The organism is Streptosporangium sp. NPDC004379, from assembly GCF_042873875.1.
In the GTDB taxonomy this organism is placed as follows: domain Bacteria; phylum Actinomycetota; class Actinomycetes; order Streptosporangiales; family Streptosporangiaceae; genus Streptosporangium.
Map to the genome: position 1 here is coordinate 526818 of NZ_JBIAMC010000002.1, position 20031 is coordinate 546848.

Here is a 20031-nt window from a genome sequence, read left to right on the forward strand (position 1 = left end):
GCCGATGAGGCCGATGAGGCCCATAACAAGAAGGCGTGTCATGCGGACCGCCTCATCACGTGGAACCTCCTGGTGATCTCGTAGCCCGCCTTCGTGTAGAGGTGGACGGCCGGGCTGGTCTCGCCTGTCCACAGGAACCAGGACGAATGCAGCCCTTCGGCGCGCATCCTGGTCATGGTGAGGTGGAGGAGGATCTTGCCGAGGCCGGTGCCGCGCAGGCCGGGGTCGACGCCGAAGGGGCCGAAGCGCTCGGGGATGCCGCGGTAGGCCGCGTACAGGGCGAAGCCAACTATGTGATCTTTTTTCGCGATGACGATGCGTTCGGGATCGCGGTGCCGCCGGATGGCCTCGCCCCAGTCGGGGTTGAAGGCGTCGGCCGCGAAACGGATCAGCTCGGGCAGCTCGCCGACGGCGGGGCTGCGGAAGACGTACCCCTCGCGCTCGCGCTCGCCGATCAGCTCGTGCACCTCGGGCGGGGCCTGGTAGCCGACGAGAGTGCGGTCCATGGCGACCGGCGAGTAGAGCGTCCGGAAGCCGAGCTCGCCCAGCAGCCGGTATCCGCCGGGATAGAGCTCGGCGTCCGCACCCGGCAGCACGTAGTGGGGGGTGTACGACGAGAAGTCCACCTTCGTGCGGCCGAGGCCCTCCAGGAACGCCACCGCCTCGCCCACCAGCCGCCGGCCCAGGCCGCCGCCGCGGCGCTCGGGGACGACGAAGAAGAACGGGATCCATCCGGCGTCCGGCTCCAGGTCGGTGCCGGGCGCCAGGGGGATCAGGCGGCGGACGGCGTACGCGCAGCCCACCACGTCGTCCCCGTCCACGGCCACGCGCAGGCCCTCGGGGTCGAAGTTGGGGTCGAGCAGCACGCAGTCCCCGAACCAGGCGGACGTCGTCGGGTCGGCGGACATGCTGCGGTTCCAGGCGTTGACCAGCGATGTCTCATCGCCGGACCGGAAAGGGCGGACTGTGACCATGGAGAGCGGTCCTTTCACCTTTCGACACCTCTGTCACAGCCTTCCCACCGTCAACCGGTCAGGTCAAGCGGATCCATGTGAGCACTCGTACGGTCCGAACCGGGCTGACCGGTCGCCGGGTCATCATCGTGATTTTTGCCGCCGGGCCGAACTTCCGTCGCACCACGCCCATCCAACCGGTGGAGAACGGGCTTCACCGGAGGTTCCAGCGCTGACTCCAGGTGGGGCGTCCATGGAATCCGAAGGAGAATCCGATGAGGAAACTGGGAACGTACACGCTGGCCGTACTGGCCGCCGCCGGGTTCGGCCTGTCCGCCGTGCCCGCGGCGCAGGCGTCCACCACCCACCAGGCGTCCGCCGAGTCGGCCGCTTCACTGCGAGGGAGGGTCCCCACCTGCGTGGACGTCTGGTCCAAGAGCGGGAAGGTGTACAAGACCGGCTACGCGCGGAACGGCTGCAGGGGCACCCTGCACATGAAGATCGTCTGGGCGCACGGCCCGGACGGCGCCTGCCAGACGGTCCGCCCCGGAGGGACGATCTCCAGCCGCGTCCCGAGGTACCCCCGTACGTTCGACGGCGCCAAGACCTGCTGACCCGCGGCCGACGCCCGGCCCGCGACCGGTGACCGACCGGTGACCGACCGGTCGCGGGCCGGGCGCGGGCCGGTCAGGCGAGGACCGTGACCGCGGACATGTGGAGCCGTCCGGTCACCCGGTCATCCGGTCACGGCGCGGGACCATCCACGGCGTACGGCGGGAGCCGGAGCGGAGCCGCGACGTACGGCGGGAGCCTGGGTGAGGAGGCGGCGGAGCACGGCCGGGGTGTGGCCCAGATGCTCGCGGACGGTCCGGGTCAGGTGGGCCTGGTCGGCGAAGCCGAGGTCGGCGGCCAGGGCGGCGAGGCCGGGCGAGCCGTGACCACGGCGCTCCCCGCACCCGCCGTGCGGGCCGGGCCCGTCGCACCCGTCGTGCGCGCCGTACCCGGCGGGTCCGTCGCACTCGCCGCCCTCCAGTCGTTCCATCACCCGGCCGACGCGCACCCGGTTGCGGTAGCGGGTCAGTGACACGCCCATCTCCCTGGAGAACGCGCGGCTCAGCCGGTACGGGGAGACCTCCAGGAGAGCGGCCAGGGACAGGAGCGCGCCGGCCTCCGGATGGTCGGCGAGGATCGCCTCGCGGGCCGCCGCGACGACCTGGCCCGCGGCGGCCGGTCTCGTCTCCGGGGGCGCGGCGGCGCGGCCGGCCGCGGCGACGAGCCGGAGCAGCCCCTCGGCGAGCGCGTAGTCCACGTCGCCGCCCCGGGCCGCGGCGAGCAGGCGCCGGTGGGCGAGGTCCACCCGCGCGTCGACGTACACCGTCGTCCCGCCACCGGGACCACCACCGGACCGGCCGCCTCCGGACCGGCCGCCTCCGGACCGGCCGCCGAGGCCACCGCCGGGACCGTCCCGGAGCCCGCCGGGAAGAATGTCGCCGAGCTCCGCCCAGAGCGAGGGCGCGAGGGTCACGGACGTGCAGAGATCGCCCCCCGCGGGATGGGCGAAGCGCTCCTCCTGCCCCGGCGCTCCGAGGTAGCCCACCGTCGGGTCCAGGTCGGCGGCGACCCCGTCGGCCGACCGCCGGAACCTGCCGCGCCGTACCAGGACCAGCCTCCGGTCGTCGTGGACGTCCGGCTCCGACCACCGGGTGTGGTGGGCCCGGCAGGTCACCGACGCCACGCTGAACTGGGGCCGGGCGACGAGGGTCACAGCGGAGAGCACACCGCGACGTTAGCCGGGGGGACTGACGAAACGAGCGCAAGAATCTTCAAGACGGTAACCGCCATATGGCCGACGCTGGTTATGCACGCCACGACGGCCGGTGACGGCCGGACGTGACGGCGAACGACGGCCGGCGGCCGTCCGTACGGCTCCGCCGTACGGGCCTGTCGTACGGGTCCGCCGTACGCGCCTGTCGTACGGCGGGCGACGGCCGAACACATGACCGATCACGAACCGAGGAGTCACCCATGACCGCCATCGCGGAGCCGACCGCCATCATCCTCGACTGCGCCGACCCCCGGGCGCTCGCCGGGTTCTACCGGAAGGTGACCGGCTGGGAGATCACCCACGTCGACGACGACACCGCCTACCTCGGTGACGGCCCGATCCGGCTCGCCTTCCAGCGGGTCGAGGACTACCGGGGGCCGGGCTGGCCCGACGCGGCCAAGCACGCCCACCTCGACTTCAAGGTCGCCGACGTCGAGGTGGCGGTCAAGGAACTGATGGCGCTCGGCGCGACCAGGCCGGAGTTCCAGCCGGGCGGCGGCGACTGGACGGTCCTCGCCGACCCCGAGGGCCACCCGTTCTGCGTCGCCGCGGGTTGATCCGGACCGCTCTCAGCCCCCGCCGGACCCACCCGGCGGGGGCTGCCGGTGCCGCGCACCCCGGTCCCAGAGCGCCTCCTGGCGTTGCCGCGTCCGGATGAGTTCTACCCCACGACCCGTCGGCCGGCGGTCCGGTGGAAGGACCGGCGGCCCGGCCGTCCGGCGGCCCACGAAGAGGACCGGCCGCCGACCTTGCCGAAAGGACCCGCGCCGATGACACGACGGCTCGCCGAACGCCCCGAGGACCTGCCCGCGGTGTTCGCCGAACGGTTCAACAGCGGCGACCCCGAGGCGGTCGCGGCACTGTACGAGAGCGGGGCGGTGTTCGTCCCCGAGTCGGGCGCGGCGCTGACCGGCCCTGACCTCCACGCCGCCAACGAGCGGTTCCAGTCCCCCGGGGCGCCGATCACCGTACGGCCCCGGCACGTCCACTCCGCCGGTGACGTCGCCCTGCTGGTCGTCGACTGGGTCATCGAGGGCACCGGTCCCGACGGCCTGCCGGTGCTCGTCGAGAGCACCGCCGTCGACGTCGCCCGGCGCGGAGCGGACGGGCGGTGGCGGTACGTCATCGACAGCCCCTTCGAGGGAACCCGGGCGGGCCGCGTCCGGGGATGACACGACCCGGTTCACGCGAAGACGACGTCCGGGGAGGGGGCGCCGGGGACGACGAACGCGTGGAGCCGTTCGGCCTCCCCGGCCACGGACTCGGTCTCGTCCGCCGTCAGGGGCCGGAACGGGGAGACGACGAGTGTCGTGCCGCGCAGTTCCCAGATCCCGCGCACGAAGCCGTCGACGAGGAAGGCCGGGAGCACCAGCGCCCGTCCGGGCATGACCCGGGCGCGGTCCTCGTCGCTGATGATCCGGGTGCGGTCGGCGTGCCCGAGCAGGACGTTGTCGTAGGCGGGCAGGAACCGTACCGGAGCGGGCGCGTCGTCGGCGGCGAGCGGCGCGCCGGGGAGGTCGAACAGCTCCCTGCCCTGCTCGTCGCGGAGGACGCGGAGCTCCGGGCGGAGGCGGTCGACCACCTCGCGCAGCCGGGTGATCCCGGACCACGCCTGGGCGTCCATGACACCGGCGGGCCCGAAGGCGGCCAGGTAGCGGAGGACCATCGCCTCGGCGGACGGCGCCGTCTCGACCGGCTCGCCGATCCACGCCTCGGCGAGGGCGACCTCGATCGAGGGACGGGTGCCCCATCCTCCCCAGGCTCCGGCCCGCGGGGAGGTCACCAGCGGCACCCGAAGCTCCAGGTTCCGGGTCAGCATCATGCCGTCGCGGCCCGGGTAGCGTTCGGCGAGCAGCCCGGCCAGCCTCCGGCGCGGGACGACCCGGTCTCCCAGCAGTTCCCGGCCCGTCTCGACGAGTTCCGCCGTGTCCAGCCCGGCGACCGCGGGGGCGTAGTAGGGCCCCTTCGCGGCGCGCTCGACGAAGGGCTGGATCAGCGGGCGCAGCCAGCGGAAGTCGTCCGCGGCGACCAGGTGCTGCGTACGGCGCAGCCCGGCGGAGCGCACGACGGCGCGCTCGTGCAGCAGCGACTCCAGGTCATCGTGGGTGAAGGGGTCCATCCGCGTCCAGAGCCCGACATAGGGCCAGTTGGGCTCCTGGCCCTGCAGCGCCACCAGGTGCCGCACCACCTCCAGCGCGGGCCGGGTGGTGCGGACGGCCAGGAACTGCCGGCTCAGCAGCGTTCGGTTGAGGGTACGCCGGGAGACGACGGGCACGGCGGTCATGGGACGGGGGCTCCTTCGGGATCGGCCTCGTGGAGGCCCGCCGCGCCTGGTCCGGCGCGGCGTGGCTTCGCGAGCCTAGATCCCATACCGGTCAGTTTCTTTCCGCATTGACGGAGGTTCTTCCTGGTTCTTCCTGGTTCGGCGAAGGTTCTCCGGTAGGGGCTCTCCGGCGAAGGTTCCGGACGGGGGTTCCATCGGCGAAGACCCTTGGGCGGGGGCTCCGCCGGCGGAGGCTCAGAGGCGGCCGACCCTGCCTCATCGGACCGTCGGTTTCCGCTTCTCCGCTTCCGGGGACCGCCCGCGCGGGCGGTGTTCCCCCACCGCGGCTCCCGCCGTCCCGGTGATTCGTTTCCCTTTTCACGCCCGGCCCATTCCTTGAGGCCCGGCCGGGGCGTTGCTATGGTGCGCGGGAAAGCGGGGAATGGTGAAACGCGATTTCATCGGGGGACATTCGATGCGAATACCGCGAACAATGGCCGCGAAGGCGGGGAGAACGGGTCTCGCCCTGCTCGCGGCGGGGGTGACGGCCGCGGTCTGGTCCCAGGCCGCCTGGGCGGAGCAGGACGGGATCCGGAGCGGGAACCAGGGCCGGGAGCAGGGCCGGGAGTGGCGGGGACGGGGGCAGGAGCAGGGGGGACAGGGTTACGGCCAGGCGTCCGGACGCAACGTCAGGAACGCCAACAGCGGTAAGTGCCTGCTCGTGCGCGGGGACGCCGACGGCGCGAAGGCCGCGCAGTCGGCCTGCGCCGATTATCCCGACCAGAAGTGGCGCTTCATTCTTGAGGACGCCGATTCCAGATACAAGAGATATCGACTGGTGAATGCCAACAGCGGCAAATGTCTGCTCGTGCGCGGCCCGGAGAACACCCCCGCCCTGCAGTCCGCCTGCGGCGACTACGACGACCAGATATGGGAGGTCGTCTTCGCCAGGAACGGCTACTTCCAGCTGAGGAACCTCGCCAGCCAGCAGTGCCTGGTCGTGCGGGGGGACGAGGACGGCGCCCACCCGGTCCAGGCCGACTGCGACACCGCCTACACCGACCAGTTCTGGCGGGACGAGGACGGGTCCTCGCACTGAGCCCCGCGGCCGTGTCCCGTACCGGTGGCCCGGGAGGCGAACCGACTCGCCCCCCGGGCCACCGGGCCGTCAGGAGGCGGGACCGTCGTCGGTCCAGCCGGACTCCAGCACGACGTCGGAGTTCCACACCGTGCCCGGATCCGTCCCGGCCTGGAGGCCGCCCGGCCGTACCACGACCCTCTCGGTGGCCAGCGCCTGCCCGGTCCGCTCGTCGAAGACCAGGCGGGTGCGCAGGATTCCGTCGTCCCCGGCCGCGGCCTTGCCCATGGCCGACGCCTCCGGCTCGTCGATCGTGACCGCGGTGCCCGCGCGGCCCTCGGTGTCGACGACGTCCCGGGCGACCTCGATGGACGTGAGGCCGGCGAGCATCCTGAACGCCGCGCCGCGCACCTCGGGGGTGACGGGCATGTCGGCGATCAGTCCCGTCGTCACGGTGAACAGCCAGGCGTCCCGCGACATCGGGGTGCTCGACGACTCCGTGCCGTGCCCCCTGTAGGAGCGCAGCAGCCACGCCCTGAGGGCGTCCGGCTCGGACGGCAGGGCGCGCAGGTCCCGCACGCTGACGTTGCGGCCCAGCCAGAACACCTTGTCCCCGTCGGGCAGGGCGCTGCCCGGACCCTTCTGGACGGTCCCGGGCTCGGTGGGCAGCGACAGCTTCGCCCCCTTCTTGCCCGGCACCACGACCGGGATCTCGGCCGGGGATCCGGCCTCGCGCCACGCCGCCTCGTCCTCGGGGGTGGCGGGACGCGCGCCGAGCGACTGCGAGCTGCTGTGCTGCCGCTGCTCCGGGCCGGTGGCGGACGGGGTCCAGCTCTCGGTCCGCTCCCGGTCCGCGACGGTGTAGTCCGCGCCCTCGGCCCGGAACAGGGTCCGGCGCACCGACACCGTGTGCCACCAGGCGCCGGTCCCGTCCGGCCGGCGGGCGGCCCGGTGGGCGGCGGCCAGCAGCACGGTCCGCGCGGAGAGCCGGACCTGCCCGTCCCCTGCTGAGGACCGTGAGGACTGGGAAGAGTCCGGGGACGACGCGGCCTGCCCGGTCCGCGCGGCGGACGGCGGCGGCGCCGCACCGCCGGTTCCGGTGACCGTGACGGCCACCGCGGTCACCGCGGCGACGGCTCCGGCGAGGCCGAGCCCCCACACCGGCCTCGCGATCGCCCGCCTCCCCCGCCGCGCCTGTCCCGCGCCCCTGGGCTGCGTCATGGCGCGGGTGAGCTCCGCCGTCCGGGTGCGCTCGTCGACCGGGGTGTCCCCCAGGTGCGCGGGTCGGGCGGCTCGCAGTCTGTCGATGGGATCGTTCATGACAACTCCTCGCTGAGGTTCCTCACCCGGGGCCGCGGGCTCGCCGGGTTCTCCAGGGCCCGTCCGAGCCGTTTGCGCGCGCGGTGCAGCCGTACGCGGAAGGTCGCCTGGGAGCAGCCGACGACGCGGGCCGCGTCGCGCGGGGAGAGCCCCTGCCAGGCGACCAGGACCAGGATCTCCCGGTCGTCCTCGGGCAGCTCCGCCAGCGCGGCCAGCACGCCGAGGCGCTCGGCCACCTCGTCGGCGACGTCGGCCCGCCGTACGCCGTCCCCCGTCGCCGCGGTCCAGGACCGCAGCTCGGCGCCGAACGCCTCCCGCCGCGCCTCGGCCCGCACGGTGTCGCGCAGCACGTTGCGGGCCACTCCGAGGAGCCACGGCAGAGCCGGTTCCGGCACGTCCTCCAGCCGCCGCCAGGCGATCGCGAAGGTCTCGCTCACCACCTCGTCCGCCACCTGCCGCCCGGCGCGGCTGACCACGTAGGCCCACACGCGCTGCCGGCACTCGTCGTACATGCCGGTGAACCTGCGTGAATCATCCGTCAACGCCCGGCCCCTTCCGTCCCGGATGTTCTTCTGACACCGGGAAGTGGTCCGGGCCCGCCCGTTGTTACGGGGTGCCCCGGAGAATTTCACGGCCGCGCCGGACTCCGCGCGGGGACAGGCGCTCCGTGCCGCACCGGGACGCGGACTCCGCATCCGGGTACGGACTCCGCTCCGAGCCGGATTGTCGGACCGGGTCGATACCGTCGCGAGGGCCGGTGCCGTCCCGGACCGGCGCGGGCGCGGTCCGGCGCCCGTCCCCGCGAGCGAAGGACCCGCACGTGATGGCCGACCGCAAGTACGGCGTGCCCGCGCCCGAGACCCACTCGACCATCCGGTCGGAGGACTGGGACAGCGAGGACCTCTCGGGCCGGCGATACGAACGGGTCGCCTTCGTCGACGTGGACATGACCGAGGCGACGAGCCGGGGCGCGACGTTCCACGAGTGCGTCTTCCGCGACGTGCGGTTCAACGCCTCCGTCCACTCCGACAGCGCGTTCACCAACTGCGTCTTCAGGAAATGCGTGTTCTTCGACGCGACCTTCACCGGCTGCAAGCTGGTGGGCAGCGTGTTCGGCGACTGCTCCTTCAACCTCCTGAAGGTCGAGGGCGGCGACTGGTCGTTCGCCGGCCTCCCCGGGGCCGACCTGCGCGGGGTGACCTTCCGGGACGTACGGCTGCGCGAGGCCGATCTCACCAAGGCGCGCTGTGAGGGCGCGACGCTCCGGGACGCCGACCTGTCGGGCGCCTCGCTGCACAGCGCCGACCTCACCCGCGCCGACCTGCGGGGAAGCGACCTGTCGGCCGTCGACCCCCTCGTCGTCACGCTGAAGGACGCGGTCATCGACGTACGGCAGGCCGTCACGCTCGCCCTGGCCCTGGGCCTGCAGGTCCGCTCCGACTGACCCGCCCCGCCACCATCCCCGGCCCACCGCTCCGGCGGCACCGGCCCGATCCCGTACGGCCCGCTCAGGAGAGACTCCGGCCGGAACGGCCGATCCGGCACCATCGGCTTCTCAGCTCAACCGGAGTCCGGTGGTTCATCGGTATTCTCAGAGAAAAGGGCTGCGCGCCCGTTCCGTGGTGGAATCGGGCGCGCAGCCGGGACGTTCCCGGTTCGCCTATGTCTCGTTCAGGTGTGGTGCCGTGGATACTCCGCCTCACCCGGCACCGGGTCCTGCCGTCCGCCCGGGAGTGGGAAACGGGTTCGTCCCTCTCCGCGCTTGGTCACGCGCGGAGACGGTCTCAGTCGTCGTCCTCGTCGCCGTCGTCCTGGCGAGCGTGGTGGCCGTCGTCGAAGAAGTCCTGCAGGGCCAACGCCAGGAAGAACTCGTCGTCGTCGCCGTGGCCGTGGCCGGCGGCCACGGTGAGGCCCGTGTTCCCGGCGACCGGGGCCATGGACGTGGCCTGGGCCGGGACGGCGTAGGCACCGGCGAAAACGACTGCGCCGAGAGCGGCCGCGGCGAGCGACGCGGCGGTCTTGATTTCCATGCGATCCTCCGATTTCAGGAGGACAGATTCGTCCTCATGAGTTACCGACGTCCTAAGAATGCCCACCGTCGAATACCAAAAGAAACCGCAAAGCACTTATACTTCGGCAAAGCCAGGAAGAGGTATATAAATAAGAAGTGAATTGGACATTTCACCTTATTTCAGGGTTAATCATGCTCCGTGGGGAATGAAAGCCCGGCGCCCTCCGGTCACCGGGCCGGCTCCCGGGTCCGCGCCCCGCCGGGGAACGGATCGCAGACCTGGGGAAAAGATGGCCGGGCGCCTTCCGGGGCTGGGAACGCGGCGGGTTACGTTGGGGCGATGGACTCTGGTTTCGGGTACTTCGCCACGCACGACGCGGTCGGCCCCGACGTGATCGCCAGGCTGGTCGAGGAGCGCGGCCACCAGGCGCTGTTCTTCAGCGAGCACACCCACATCCCCGCGGGGGAGAAACTGCCGGAGCGGCCCGAGGGCGGCGAGCTGCCCCGCAAGTACTGGCACACCTACGACCCGTTCGTGGCGTGCACGGCGGCCGGGCTCGCCACCACGCGGCTGCGCGTGGGCACCGGGATCTGCCTGGTGCCACAGCACGACCCGATCGGCCTGGCCAAGACGGTGGCGAGCGTGGACGACCTCACCGGCGGGCGCTTCGAGTTCGGGATCGGGGCGGGGTGGAACGACCCGGAGATCCGCAACCACGGGGTGGACCCGGCGCGGCGCTTCGCGGTGATGAAGGACTACGTGCGGGCGATGCGGGAGATCTGGACGCATGACGCGGCCTCCTACGACGGAGAGTTCGTCTCCTTCGGCCCGATCTGGTCGTGGCCCAAGCCCGCGCAGCGCCCCTGCCCGCCGATCCTGGTGGGCGGCACCGGCCCCAAGGTCCTCGACCGGGTGCTCTCGTACGGCGACGCCTGGCTGCCGAACTACTCCCCGGGGATCCTGGACCGAGTGAAGGAGCTGTTCCGGCGGGCCGGCGACGCCGGGAAGAGCGTCGAGGTCGTCATGATGTCGGCGCCCGCCGACCCCGACGTGCTCCAGGCGATGGAGGAGGCCGGGGTCGGCCGGGCGATGGCGTGGCTGCCGTCGGCCGGGCTGGACCGCGTCCGGCGCGAGATGGACGCCTTCGAGACGGCGCTCGCGGAGGCCCGCGGCGAGTGAGGGCCCCGTCCGCCCCGCCCGGCCCGTGACGCGTGACGGGCCCGGGGCGGCCGGCCGCCGGGCGCGGCGCCCATGAGCGCGGGCACCGCGTGGGACTCCCGATGCCCGCGCGGGTCCCGGTGTGGCACGCTGTCCCGGACAGCGCACGCCAACACGGGATAAATCGCGAAATGACCGATAGGGACGCCACCGTCCAGGGCAGCGCCATGGACCTGCTGGAACGGATCGGCTCGGTGGTGCTCCTGGTGGGCATCGCGCTCTACGCCCTGCTCTACCTCGGCGTCCAGCAGATGTACGGGATCTTCAACATCAGCCCCGAGCAGGCGGGCATCGACCAGGCGACCATGTTCGGGCGCCTGGTGGGATCACTGATCCTGCTGATCCTTGGAGGCTCGCTGGTCCTGGGCGCGCTGGTGGCCCTCTGCTGGCTGATGAACAGGGCCACCCTGGGGCACGCGGCCAGGCTGGCCCGCGCCGTACGGGCGCGGCCGTGGGCGGCGGCGGCCCTGGGCGCGGTGTGGTGCGGCGCGACGTACTGGGGTTTCCTCGGCTACCTGGACCTCGACGAGGGCGCCGGGCTCGCCTCGGTCGTGCTGGTCGCCGCCGTCATCGGGGCCGTCTCCTTCCTGGTGCCGTTCCGGCTGCTGCGACGCCGCCCGGCGGGCCGGGCCGGGATGCGGGTGGTGATGGCCGCGTTCACCGGCATCGGGCTCGGCTTCGCGCTGATCGGACAGCTGGAGTCGGACGCGGAGGCGCTCGCCGCCACGGGGCGGGGGAGCATCGTGCTGAGCCTGGCCGGCTTCCAGGACCAGTGGGTGGTCGCCGCCGCCCCCGGCAAGGGGACTCCCCTGTACGGCGGGACGCCCCTGCTGCTGCTCGGTGAGCACGAGGGCACCTACGCGTTCTACGACTGCGCCCAGCGGGAGACCTTCCGCCGCCCGATGGACGAGACCGTACTCCGGCGGATCGAGCTGGAGCCTGACCACGACGAGGGCTTCACCTGCGGCACGCCCGCCCCCTCAGCCGATCAGGGCGGCTGAGCGCAGGAACTCCGCGACGGCGGAGGCGACGCCCCCGGGGTCGGCCGCGTAGACGAAGTGGTCGGTCTCCAGCTCCACGAGGCGGGTGCCGGGCCGCCGCTCGACCATGGCCCGCGCGTCCCCGGCGGAGATGACGCCGCCCCGGGTGGCGCGGATCACCAGGGCCGGGCAGGCGCCCGCCGTCCAGTCGGCCCAGTGGTCACCGCGGTTGGCCTGCTCGGATGCGTGGATGTCCTCGGGGTGGAACGGCAGGCGCCAGCTTCCGTCGGGGTTCTCCCGCAGGGCGTCGGCGAAGAACGGCGCGAAGTGGCCCATCCCCTCGATCATCGCCTCGCGGGTGGGCGCCTCGTACGGCAGGGAGAGTACGAAGGCCATCGGGTCGGGGCCACCGTCCAGGCCGAGCCGTACCGGCGCGTCGATGTTGACGAGCGCGGAGACCCGCTCGGGGTGGCGGGCGGCGAGCTGGTAGGCGTTGATGCCGCCCAGTGAATGGCCCAGGAGCACGGCGCGGTCGAGGCCGAGGTGGTCGAGCAGAGCGACGACGTCGGCGACGTACCCCTCGCGCGAGTAGTCGGACGCCCGGTCCGACTCGCCGTGCCCGCGCTGGTCGGGGGCGATGACCCGCCACTCCGGGGCCAGCGCGGCGGCCACCTCGGCGAAGCTCGCCCCCTCGGACATGTGGCCGTGCAGGGCGATGAGGGGACGGCCGGGGCCGCCGAAGTCGACGTAGGACAGGCGCCGCCCGTCGATGCGGAACCCGGCCCGGACAGGGGCGGTCGGCTGAGCTGTCGGCTGGGCTGTGGTCTGGGCGGCCGGCTGGGCGGTGGTCTGGTTCATGGCTGGCCCTCTCGCGGTCTCACGGTGTCGCGGTCACGCCCCGGTGGCGTGTGACCGGAACGCTACGCCGTTTTGCGCATTTGCGCAATGCATATGCCTAATGCATTTGCGCAACAACGGACCGCCAGATGGAGGGGAGGCCAGTAACATCCCGGCATGGGAAATCGCGAGGATCTGATCGCCGGCGCCCGGCGCTGCCTGGAGGAGAAGGGGTGGGCGCGGACCACCGTCCGCGACATCTCGGCCGCCGCCGGAGGGGTCAGCATGGCGGCCATCGGTTACCACTTCGGCTCCCGGGACGCGCTGCTCATCGCGGCGCTCATCGAGGCGATCGACGAGTGGGGCACCGAGACCGGGCGCACGCTCGCCGCCTACGGCGACACGGGCTCCTCCTCGACGGAGAACTACGAGGCCATGTGGACGCGGATCATCGAGTCGTTCACCGCCAGCCGGAGGCTGTGGCTGGCCAGCATCGAGGCGGCCCTGCAGGCGGAGCACTCCCCCGAGCTGCGGCGTCACCTGTCGGGAAGCCAGCAGGAGGGGCGTCGCGGGCTGACCGCGCTGCTGTCGGGGGTCCCGGAGGAGAAGATCGCCGACGCGGCGGCGCGCACGCTCGGCTCGGTGCAGATGGCGCTGCTCTCCGGCGTCATGGTGCAGTGGCTGATCGACCCGGAGAAGTCGCCGACCGGGCCGGAGGTGGTCGAAGGGCTGCGGGCACTGGTGGACGTCATCGGCCCGCCTCCGGCACCGGACCCGCCTCCGGCCCCGGTCTCGTGACCGGCCCCTCGATCACCTTCGGGACCGCATGACGGGCCCCGGGGACCGGACGACGGGCCGCGCAGCCGGGCGGCCAGACGGTCCGGCAGGCGGGGCGGTCAGGCGGTCTGGTAGACGGGGTCGTAGGTGAGGCAGTCGGCCCCGCCCTGTCCCGCCCCGACGGCGATGCCGGGCGCCTGGCACTCGAACTGCTCGTTGTGCCGGCAGTCGGCCATCTTGCACGCGCCGACGCGGCCGGTGCCGGCCGGATCGCCGCCCTTGACCGAGTCGGTGAAGAAGGTGTCGCACCGCGCGTGCCGCCGGTCACCCACGGTGATCGCCAGCGCGTGGCATCCCTGGTCCCTGTTGTACGCGCAGTTCTCGGCCTGACATCGGTTCACGATGGGCATCTCCATCGGAAGTCCTCCTCGCACCCTCGAAGCATCACGCTGAGTAGAGGGTTCGTACCGAAAAGCGGTCTCCGCCAAGCCCGGCTCGGTCCCAAATCTTCGCCAGCCACCGTTCCGCCGCTCCGCCTCCCGTCCGGCCACCCCCGTCCGGCCGTCTCCCGTCCGGCCGTCTCCTGTTCAGCCGTCTCCCGTCCGGTCAACTCCTGTTCAGTCGCCCCTGTCCGGCCGCTCCGCCCGACCCCCGGAGTACCGCTTTTCCCGGAAATATCGGTGGAGGCGTAACACCGCGCCGCACCCGGACAGGTGCAGGGTGACGAGTACCCGGCGAAAGGCGACAGCGTGGGTTCCCCTGACCCGAAGGGACGCTTCGAGGAGATCTACGAGGCGCACTATCCCGACCTGCTCGCCTACGTGCGGCGCCGTACCGGCTCCCCCGACGACGCCGCCGACGCGCTCGCCGAGACGTTCACCACGGCCTGGCGGCGGATGCGCGACATCCCCGACGGCCACGACGCGAAGCTCTGGCTGTACGGGGTGGCCCGGCGGGTCCTGGCCAACCGGCGGCGCGAGGAGACCCGGCGGTCCGCGCTGGCCGTACGGCTCCGCGCCGAGCTGACCGTCTGGGCCGAGGACCTCGTGGAGGACGACGCCGTCGGCGTACGCCAGGCGTTCATGCGCCTGCGCCCCGAGGACCGGGAGCTGCTCGCCCTTGCCAGCTGGGAGGGCCTGAGCGGTGAGGAGATCGCGAAGGTGCTGGGATGCTCGCACGGCGCGGTGCGGCTGCGGCTGCACCGGGCCCGCAGACGGCTCGCCAGGGAGCTGCACGCGGCCGGGTTCGACGTGACCAGGTACGGCTCGCGCGCGGTCGCGCTGGTGAGAGGGAGGATCTGATGCCCGACATCGACCGTCTCGTCGCCGGGATCGCCCCCGACCCCGGACCCGGCATGACCCCCGGCGCCAGGGAGCTGCTGGACGAGATCACCGCCATGCCGGTCCCCGCCGCCGGAGGGCTCCGCCGTCGCCTCTCCACGGGCGTACACCGCCCGCGCGTCACCGCCCCCCGCGGCCCCTCACGGCTCCCCCGGCGGTCCGCCATGCCGCTCGTTGCCGGGATCGCCGCGGCCGTGACGATGCTGAGCTGGGCGCTTCCCGGCCTGTTCGGCACCGCCCCGGCCTCCGCCACCCTCGACATCAAGCAGGAGGGCGACCACTACGTCATCACGGTCAAGGACCTCTACGCCGACCCGGGGATGTACGAGCGCGAGCTCAAGGCCCGCGGACTGGACATCACGCTCATGCTCGTACCGACGTCTCCGAGCCTGGTCGGCCAGATGGTCGTGCTCAACGGGGGACACGAGGGGATACGGCAGGGGCGGGTCATCCCCGAGCAGGACGCCATCAAGACCATCGACGCTCCGGGGGACTGCGTCCGGTTCGCGGGCTGTTCGATCGGTCTGAGGGTGCCGGTGGGGTTCAGGGAGAAAGGCGAGATCTTCCTCGGCCGGAACGCCCGTCCCGGCGAGACCTACAAGATGCCGCCCGGCATCGACATGCCCGGCGAGCCGCTTCACTGCGTGGACTACGTCAACAGGAGCGTCGACGAGGTGCGGGCGATGCTGCGGGCACGCGGCGTGGAGCCGGAGTTCACCCACTACGGCGCCGAACGGGGCGAGAAGACCTCGACGCCGGGCGACTGGTACGTCCACGACGGCGTCATGAGCGCCGAGGGCAGGGCGCGCGTACTGGCCGTCCCCACACCGAACGGCGCTCCCCGCCCGATGGACGCCCGCTGCCCCGAGGGCTCCTGAGCCGGCCGCCCGAAGCACTCCGGCCTCCTGAAGGGCTTCCTGAAGGCGGGGCCTCCGGCGGACCGGTCCCTCCCCTCTCCCGGACGCGTTCCCGGCGGGTGAGCGGACCGGTCTCCGCTCTCGGTCCCTGCCTGGCCGCCGCGCTCGCCGTACGGGAGGCGGCGGAGGTCATTCGGCGACGGGTGCGGCGGTGACCTCTCCCCGCGTGGCCGTTCCGGGCGTGTTCTCCGCCGGCACGGCCGTCGGGGACCCCGCCTCCTCGGGGCCCGCTTCGGAGTCTGCGGCTCCGGAATCGGCTTCGGGGCCGGCGAGCATGGACTGCGGGATGAGGACGATCGCGACGGTGCCGCCGAAGGGTGAACGGCTGAGCGTGACCCTGATGCCGTGGCGGGCGGCGAGATGGCCGACCACGAACAGACCGAGCTGCTCGCCGTCGACGGTGTCGAACCGGGGCGGGTGGGACAGGCGCTCGTTGATCTCGGTGATCTCGTTCGAGGGAAGGCCGAGCCCGCGGTCCTCGATCTCGATCGCGAAACCCCAGCCGACCGCCTCGCCCCGGACGTCCACCCGGGTGGTCGGCGGGGAGAACACGGTCGCGTTCTCCAGCAGCTCGGCCAGCAGGTGGGTGACGTCGGCCGTGGCGGACCCGGCCAGCCTGACGTCCGGCATGGGCTGCACCTCGATCCGCCGGTACTCCTCGACCTCGGCCACGGCCCCGCGGACCACGTCCACGAAGGAGACGGGGTGACGCCAGGAGCGTCCGACCGTCGCCCCCGACAGGATGACCAGTCCCTCGGCCTGCCTGCGCATGCGGGTGGTGAGGTGGTCCAGCCGGTAGAGGTCGTCCAGCGTTTCGGGCCGGGTGGCCTTGCGCTGCATGGCGTCGAGCTGGGAGAGCTGGCGGTGGACCAGCGACTGGGTGCGTCTGGCCAGGTTGCGGAAGACCCGGTTGAAGCCGTGGCGGAGCTTCGCCTCCGCCACGGCCGACTCGACGGCCGTCCGCTGGACGCTGGCGAACGCCCGGCCGACGTCGACGATCTCCACCGTGGTTCCGCCGGTGGAGATGGCCGGGGCGTCGGCCTCCACGTCCACCGACTCACCGGCGCGCAGCCGTTCGACGACCCGCGGCAGCCGTACCTCGGCCAGCTCGACGGCGGCCCGGCGCAGGCCGCCCAGCTCCGCGGCGAGGCCGCGGCCCAGGCGCGCGGACAGCACCACGGCGCCGATGATCGCGGCGAGGCCCAGCCCTCCGGCCAGGACGATCCGCAGGATGATCCCGCCGGCGGCGTCGTCCGCGCGCTCGTTCAGCGCCCCCGACTGGGTGATCACGAGCCGGTCGAGCTCGTCGCCGACCGCGGTGACCGAGGAGGGCCAGGCGCCGGAGTCCCTGGGGAGCTTGGACGTGTCGACGATCTCGTCCTCCAGGCCGGTCAGCCGGCGGTGGACGGCGGAGTCGAGCAGCGTCTGGAACGGGGCGCGCAGCTCGTCGTCCAGGGTCGACGTGCCCTCGACGAGCAGCAGCCGCCGGTTGGGGGCGAACGCCTCGATCGCCTCGTACTCGTCATGGGCCAGTGTTCCCGTACGGATCGCGCCGGAGACCAGCGCGTCCTCCCGGGAGATGAGGTCGCGCGCGTGCGCGATCCGCTGGAGCCCGACGGCCTGCCGGTAGAGCTCGACCTCGGAGATGGTGACGAGCTTGTCCTGGAGCCGGTAGACCGCGTCGACGATCCGGCTGAACGCCTGAACGGCTTCCAGCCGGTCGGAGGCCCCGGCGTCGACGTCGCGGCGGACGGAACGCAGTTTCTCGGTCTCGGTGACGACCCGGTCGATCGCCGCGGCCAGTTCGGGCGTGGTGACCGCGTCGGCCTCCTGGGAGGTGGCCCGCAGGCGGAAGTCGGTGACGGCCTTGTCGGTCCGCCGGCGGACGTCGGTCAGCGTCCCGGGGCGGGGGGTGGCGGTGCTGAGCACGATGGCGGAGAACCTGCGCTCGTTCTGCACGCGTATGACCAGCTCGGTGGCGGGTTCGGAGATCTGTTCGTACAGGGTGGTGGCTTCGCGCAGGGTGAAGAAGTCGCCGACGACGTGGCCGGTGACGAACGTCCAGAGCGCGATGAGCGCCACGATGGGCAGGCTCAGCAGCGAGTAGAGCTTGAAGCGGATGGTCTGGGATGCCATGTCACCACGCCCGGAATATGAGCAGATACAGGGAAAAATCGGAAATTGACATCAGCCGGCGCCCGCCGTCTGGAAATCCGTGACCCCGGCGTCCGCCGCCCCGGAACCCACCGCCCCGGAACCCGCGGATCCGTGAACCGCCGGCCCGTGACCAGCCGGCCCGTGACCAGCCGGCCCGTGAACCGCCGATCCGTGAACCGCCGGTCCGTGATCGGCCGATCCGGAACGCGCCGCGTCCCAGAGCGTCGCGCCGCCGACGACCGTGGCGACGCAGCGGCCCGCCCCCTCCTCCACCAGCGCCCGGTACGGCTCCCGCCCGGCGGCGACGTCGAAGACCGCGAAGTCTGCCGGGCCGCCCGCGGAGAGCCCCCCGGTGATCCCCAGGGCGCGGGCGCCGCCCAGCGTCGCGGCCTCGACGAGCCGCCGGTCCAGGTCACCGGCCCGGTAGCCCTGCCGTACCGCGAGGTCGCGCAGCGCCGCCACGTCGTGGAGCAGGTCCAGTGAGGGGGAGGACGCCAGCGAGTCCGTGCCGACCGCGATCGGGTTGCCCTCGGTGAGCAGGGCGGCCACGTCGGGCCCCTCCTCGCCGAGCGTCCGGTTGGAGCGCGGGCAGAGCGCGACGGCGGTGCCGCGCCCGCGGAGCAGCGCCCGGTCGGCGGCGTCGAGATGGACGCCGTGCGCGACGTGGCAGTCCGGTCCGAGCATGCCGAGCGCGTCCAGGAAGGCGGCCGGCCCGAGCCCGGTGCCGCCCTCACGCAGGATCGCGAAGTCGAACCCCAGCTCCCGCACCATCCGCGCCAACGGCCCGGTCCCGGAGACCGTGTACTCCCGTTCGTGCCTTCCCTCGGCGAGGTGGACGTGCAGGCGCATGCCCCGGGAGCGGGCGAGCCGGGTCACGTCCCGCAGCGTCCCGGTGTCGAGGGTGTAGGGCGCGTGCGGGGACACCCCCAGCGGCGGACCGGCCGCGTCGAGCAGGGCGGTGAACCGCTCGCGCCCCGACGCGGCCCAGTCGGCGTCGGTGTCGCCGAGGGTCTCCAGGTACGGCAGGCCGCCCAGCCCCGCGTCGCGCAACGCGTGCGCCGCCGCGAGGTCGGTGACGACGTCGGCCGCCGAGGTGGTGCCGGACCGCAGCAGCCATCGGGCGCCGTCCCGCGCGGCGGCGGCCCAGCCGGCCGGTCCGGCGCAGGCCGCGCCGGAGGCCCCGGGCTCCGGGACGGGAGAGGCGGCGGGAGGATCCGCAGAGGTCAAGGAGGTCGAGGAGGCCGAGGAGGTCGAGGAGAGGGCGTGGTAGACCTCGTCGAAGGCCGTGGACCATTCCTCGAAGGAGGCGTGGGCGCGCCGCCCCACCTCGGCCATGTGCGTGTACTGCAGGTGGGTGTGCGCGTTGACCAGCCCGGCGACGAGCATCCCCTCCCAGCGGGTCTCCGCCTCACCGGGCCACGCGGCCAGGATCTCCCGGCGCGGGCCGAGCGCGGCGACGCGGCCGTGCCGTACGACCAGGGCGCCGTCGCGGACGAAGGGGGCGCTGACCGGGAGGACCAGCGGCGCGGAGTGGATCACGGAATCCACACCTCGCCGAACGGTCCCCACACCTTGGCGGCGGTCATCACCGCGGCGAGCGCGGCGAAGGCGGCCAGGACCAGGCGGTCCGCGCGGTCGAATCCGAGCTCGCGCATCCAGGTGCGGTGCTTGGCGCCGAAACCGCGCAGGTCCATGGCGTTGACGGTGTCCTCGGCGTCGACGAGGGCGTTCACCGTCACCGGGACGACGATCGGCCGCAGCGAGGCGAGCTTCCTGATCGGGTTGCGGCTGCGGCTGTGGTCGTAGCCGCGCACCCGCTGGGCGTCGATGGTCTCCCGGATCGCGACGGCGGTGGACGGCAGGAAACGGAACGTCAGGTCCACGCCGTAGGCGAGGCGCTGTGACAGCCGGAGCCGGGCGAAGGCGACGCCGAAGTCGGTGGGGGCGATGGCGAAGGCCACGGGGAAGCCGACCGCGGCCAGCGAGCCGTAGCGGACGAGCAGGTCGGCCGCGTAGGACAGCGTGACCACGCGGACCTCGGTCCCGGTGATCGGCATGGCGAACAGCGCCTCCCCCGCCCCTGACCGGGTGTCCGCGGGGGTGAAGACGCTGTTCACCAGCACCAGCATCGTGGTGAAGAACAGCACGAAGAACCAGTTGGCCCTGACCTCGCGCCACGGGATGCGCGCGGCGCGGTAGTAGACCAGGGCCACCGCGGCGCACAGGAGCATGCCCCGCAGGTCCGCGATGTTCGCCACCGCCACGAGATAGAGCACCGGCACCAGCAGGAGCACGCGCGGATCACGCCGCGCGAGGAAGGAGCCCGCACCCAGATACCGTGGCGTGACGTCCAT

Annotated in this window: 21 protein-coding genes; 10 read left to right on the forward strand and 11 right to left on the reverse strand. The window is 72.8% G+C overall.

Annotation, left to right across the window (positions count from 1 at the left end; translation table 11 throughout):
- Positions 1-38: 38 nt before the first annotated feature.
- Positions 39-974 carry a GNAT family N-acetyltransferase gene (locus tag ACFYSC_RS06485; protein ID WP_389957569.1) on the reverse strand — a complete coding sequence of 312 codons (936 nt, stop codon included), beginning with the start codon at positions 972-974 and terminating at the stop codon, positions 39-41.
- Positions 975-1228: 254 nt separating this feature from the next.
- Here ACFYSC_RS06485 and ACFYSC_RS06490 point away from each other — a divergent pair, with 254 nt between their 5' ends.
- Complete coding sequence (locus ACFYSC_RS06490) at positions 1229-1567, forward strand: hypothetical protein (RefSeq protein WP_389957572.1); 339 nt, start codon at positions 1229-1231, stop codon at positions 1565-1567.
- Positions 1568-1689: 122 nt separating this feature from the next.
- On the opposite strand, the gene ACFYSC_RS06495 is transcribed toward ACFYSC_RS06490, so the two are convergent.
- Positions 1690-2730, reverse strand: coding sequence for a helix-turn-helix domain-containing protein (locus ACFYSC_RS06495; RefSeq protein WP_389957575.1), 1041 nt, complete (start codon positions 2728-2730; stop codon positions 1690-1692).
- A gap of 248 nt (positions 2731-2978) precedes the next feature.
- Here ACFYSC_RS06495 and ACFYSC_RS06500 point away from each other — a divergent pair, with 248 nt between their 5' ends.
- Entirely contained in the window at positions 2979-3335 is a 357-nt protein-coding gene (locus ACFYSC_RS06500) for a VOC family protein (RefSeq protein ID WP_389957578.1), read from the forward strand.
- Positions 3336-3548: 213 nt separating this feature from the next.
- Positions 3549-3950, forward strand: a complete 402-nt coding sequence (locus ACFYSC_RS06505; RefSeq protein ID WP_389957581.1) for a YybH family protein — start codon at positions 3549-3551, stop codon at positions 3948-3950.
- 11 nt (positions 3951-3961) lie between these two features.
- Here the strand turns inward: ACFYSC_RS06505 and ACFYSC_RS06510 are convergent, their stop codons facing one another.
- Complete coding sequence (locus ACFYSC_RS06510; protein ID WP_389957584.1) at positions 3962-5062, reverse strand: winged helix DNA-binding domain-containing protein; 1101 nt, start codon at positions 5060-5062, stop codon at positions 3962-3964.
- 472 nt (positions 5063-5534) lie between these two features.
- Between ACFYSC_RS06510 and ACFYSC_RS06515 the strand changes: the two genes are divergently transcribed.
- Positions 5535-6140 carry an RICIN domain-containing protein gene (locus ACFYSC_RS06515; protein WP_389957587.1) on the forward strand — a complete coding sequence of 202 codons (606 nt, stop codon included), beginning with the start codon at positions 5535-5537 and terminating at the stop codon, positions 6138-6140.
- 69 nt (positions 6141-6209) lie between these two features.
- Here the strand turns inward: ACFYSC_RS06515 and ACFYSC_RS06520 are convergent, their stop codons facing one another.
- Together ACFYSC_RS06520 and ACFYSC_RS06525 are read right to left on the reverse strand one after the other, a co-directional pair.
- The gene (locus tag ACFYSC_RS06520; RefSeq protein ID WP_389957590.1) at positions 6210-7439 is read right to left on the reverse strand and encodes a CU044_5270 family protein; all 1230 of its coding nucleotides are present in this window, start codon (positions 7437-7439) and stop codon (positions 6210-6212) included.
- A complete protein-coding gene (locus tag ACFYSC_RS06525) occupies positions 7436-7981 on the reverse strand; it encodes an RNA polymerase sigma factor (protein ID WP_389957593.1) in 546 nt (181 codons plus the stop codon). The genes ACFYSC_RS06520 and ACFYSC_RS06525 overlap by 4 nt, the downstream gene beginning before the upstream one ends.
- 281 nt (positions 7982-8262) lie before the next feature.
- Here ACFYSC_RS06525 and ACFYSC_RS06530 point away from each other — a divergent pair, with 281 nt between their 5' ends.
- Positions 8263-8883 (forward strand): pentapeptide repeat-containing protein, encoded by a 621-nt coding sequence (locus ACFYSC_RS06530; RefSeq protein ID WP_389957596.1) that lies wholly within the window; start codon positions 8263-8265, stop codon positions 8881-8883.
- A 340-nt stretch (positions 8884-9223) separates the two neighbouring features.
- On the opposite strand, the gene ACFYSC_RS06535 is transcribed toward ACFYSC_RS06530, so the two are convergent.
- Complete coding sequence (locus tag ACFYSC_RS06535; RefSeq protein WP_362931512.1) at positions 9224-9469, reverse strand: hypothetical protein; 246 nt, start codon at positions 9467-9469, stop codon at positions 9224-9226.
- A gap of 321 nt (positions 9470-9790) precedes the next feature.
- Between ACFYSC_RS06535 and ACFYSC_RS06540 the strand changes: the two genes are divergently transcribed.
- Positions 9791-10630, forward strand: coding sequence for an LLM class F420-dependent oxidoreductase (locus ACFYSC_RS06540; RefSeq protein ID WP_362931510.1), 840 nt, complete (start codon positions 9791-9793; stop codon positions 10628-10630).
- A gap of 170 nt (positions 10631-10800) precedes the next feature.
- Positions 10801-11670 (forward strand): hypothetical protein, encoded by an 870-nt coding sequence (locus tag ACFYSC_RS06545; protein WP_389957600.1) that lies wholly within the window; start codon positions 10801-10803, stop codon positions 11668-11670.
- Here the strand turns inward: ACFYSC_RS06545 and ACFYSC_RS06550 are convergent.
- Positions 11650-12507 carry an alpha/beta fold hydrolase gene (locus ACFYSC_RS06550; RefSeq protein WP_389957603.1) on the reverse strand — a complete coding sequence of 286 codons (858 nt, stop codon included), beginning with the start codon at positions 12505-12507 and terminating at the stop codon, positions 11650-11652. The genes ACFYSC_RS06545 and ACFYSC_RS06550 overlap by 21 nt on opposite strands.
- 156 nt (positions 12508-12663) lie before the next feature.
- Between ACFYSC_RS06550 and ACFYSC_RS06555 the strand changes: the two genes are divergently transcribed.
- On the forward strand, positions 12664-13284 hold the full coding sequence (locus tag ACFYSC_RS06555; RefSeq protein WP_389957606.1) for a TetR/AcrR family transcriptional regulator: 621 nt from the start codon (positions 12664-12666) through the stop codon (positions 13282-13284).
- 98 nt (positions 13285-13382) lie between these two features.
- On the opposite strand, the gene ACFYSC_RS06560 is transcribed toward ACFYSC_RS06555, so the two are convergent.
- Positions 13383-13679, reverse strand: coding sequence for a DUF1540 domain-containing protein (locus ACFYSC_RS06560; RefSeq protein ID WP_362931503.1), 297 nt, complete (start codon positions 13677-13679; stop codon positions 13383-13385).
- A gap of 333 nt (positions 13680-14012) precedes the next feature.
- Between ACFYSC_RS06560 and ACFYSC_RS06565 the strand changes: the two genes are divergently transcribed.
- On the forward strand, positions 14013-14564 hold the full coding sequence (locus ACFYSC_RS06565; RefSeq protein WP_389957610.1) for an RNA polymerase sigma factor: 552 nt from the start codon (positions 14013-14015) through the stop codon (positions 14562-14564).
- Positions 14564-15481, forward strand: coding sequence for a hypothetical protein (locus tag ACFYSC_RS06570; protein WP_389957613.1), 918 nt, complete (start codon positions 14564-14566; stop codon positions 15479-15481). Before ACFYSC_RS06565 ends, ACFYSC_RS06570 begins: the two co-directional genes overlap by 1 nt.
- A gap of 168 nt (positions 15482-15649) precedes the next feature.
- On the opposite strand, the gene ACFYSC_RS06575 is transcribed toward ACFYSC_RS06570, so the two are convergent.
- From ACFYSC_RS06575 to ACFYSC_RS06585, 3 genes are read right to left on the reverse strand one after another with little or no spacing between them, the layout of a single operon-like run.
- The gene (locus tag ACFYSC_RS06575; protein WP_389957615.1) at positions 15650-17656 is read right to left on the reverse strand and encodes a nitrate- and nitrite sensing domain-containing protein; all 2007 of its coding nucleotides are present in this window, start codon (positions 17654-17656) and stop codon (positions 15650-15652) included.
- A gap of 51 nt (positions 17657-17707) precedes the next feature.
- Entirely contained in the window at positions 17708-19216 is a 1509-nt protein-coding gene (locus tag ACFYSC_RS06580) for an amidohydrolase family protein (RefSeq protein ID WP_389957618.1), read from the reverse strand.
- Positions 19213-20031 carry an energy-coupling factor transporter transmembrane component T gene (locus ACFYSC_RS06585; RefSeq protein WP_362931493.1) on the reverse strand — a complete coding sequence of 273 codons (819 nt, stop codon included), beginning with the start codon at positions 20029-20031 and terminating at the stop codon, positions 19213-19215. Before ACFYSC_RS06585 ends, ACFYSC_RS06580 begins: the two co-directional genes overlap by 4 nt.

Bases quoted from the DNA above. Each gene is read 5' to 3' on its own strand.
- ACFYSC_RS06485 (WP_389957569.1), bottom strand. From the start codon at position 974: ATGGTCACAGTCCGCCCTTTCCGGTCCGGCGATGAGACATCGCTGGTC.
- ACFYSC_RS06490 (WP_389957572.1), top strand. From the start codon at position 1,229: ATGAGGAAACTGGGAACGTACACGCTGGCCGTACTGGCCGCCGCCGGG.
- ACFYSC_RS06500 (WP_389957578.1), top strand. From the start codon at position 2,979: ATGACCGCCATCGCGGAGCCGACCGCCATCATCCTCGACTGCGCCGAC.
- ACFYSC_RS06505 (WP_389957581.1), top strand. From the start codon at position 3,549: ATGACACGACGGCTCGCCGAACGCCCCGAGGACCTGCCCGCGGTGTTC.
- ACFYSC_RS06510 (WP_389957584.1), bottom strand. From the start codon at position 5,062: ATGACCGCCGTGCCCGTCGTCTCCCGGCGTACCCTCAACCGAACGCTG.
- ACFYSC_RS06515 (WP_389957587.1), top strand. From the start codon at position 5,535: ATGGCCGCGAAGGCGGGGAGAACGGGTCTCGCCCTGCTCGCGGCGGGG.
- ACFYSC_RS06520 (WP_389957590.1), bottom strand. From the start codon at position 7,439: ATGAACGATCCCATCGACAGACTGCGAGCCGCCCGACCCGCGCACCTG.
- ACFYSC_RS06530 (WP_389957596.1), top strand. From the start codon at position 8,263: ATGGCCGACCGCAAGTACGGCGTGCCCGCGCCCGAGACCCACTCGACC.
- ACFYSC_RS06535 (WP_362931512.1), bottom strand. From the start codon at position 9,469: ATGGAAATCAAGACCGCCGCGTCGCTCGCCGCGGCCGCTCTCGGCGCA.
- ACFYSC_RS06540 (WP_362931510.1), top strand. From the start codon at position 9,791: ATGGACTCTGGTTTCGGGTACTTCGCCACGCACGACGCGGTCGGCCCC.
- ACFYSC_RS06545 (WP_389957600.1), top strand. From the start codon at position 10,801: ATGACCGATAGGGACGCCACCGTCCAGGGCAGCGCCATGGACCTGCTG.
- ACFYSC_RS06550 (WP_389957603.1), bottom strand. From the start codon at position 12,507: ATGAACCAGACCACCGCCCAGCCGGCCGCCCAGACCACAGCCCAGCCG.
- ACFYSC_RS06555 (WP_389957606.1), top strand. From the start codon at position 12,664: ATGGGAAATCGCGAGGATCTGATCGCCGGCGCCCGGCGCTGCCTGGAG.
- ACFYSC_RS06560 (WP_362931503.1), bottom strand. From the start codon at position 13,679: ATGGAGATGCCCATCGTGAACCGATGTCAGGCCGAGAACTGCGCGTAC.
- ACFYSC_RS06570 (WP_389957613.1), top strand. From the start codon at position 14,564: ATGCCCGACATCGACCGTCTCGTCGCCGGGATCGCCCCCGACCCCGGA.
- ACFYSC_RS06575 (WP_389957615.1), bottom strand. From the start codon at position 17,656: ATGGCATCCCAGACCATCCGCTTCAAGCTCTACTCGCTGCTGAGCCTG.
- ACFYSC_RS06585 (WP_362931493.1), bottom strand. From the start codon at position 20,031: ATGGACGTCACGCCACGGTATCTGGGTGCGGGCTCCTTCCTCGCGCGG.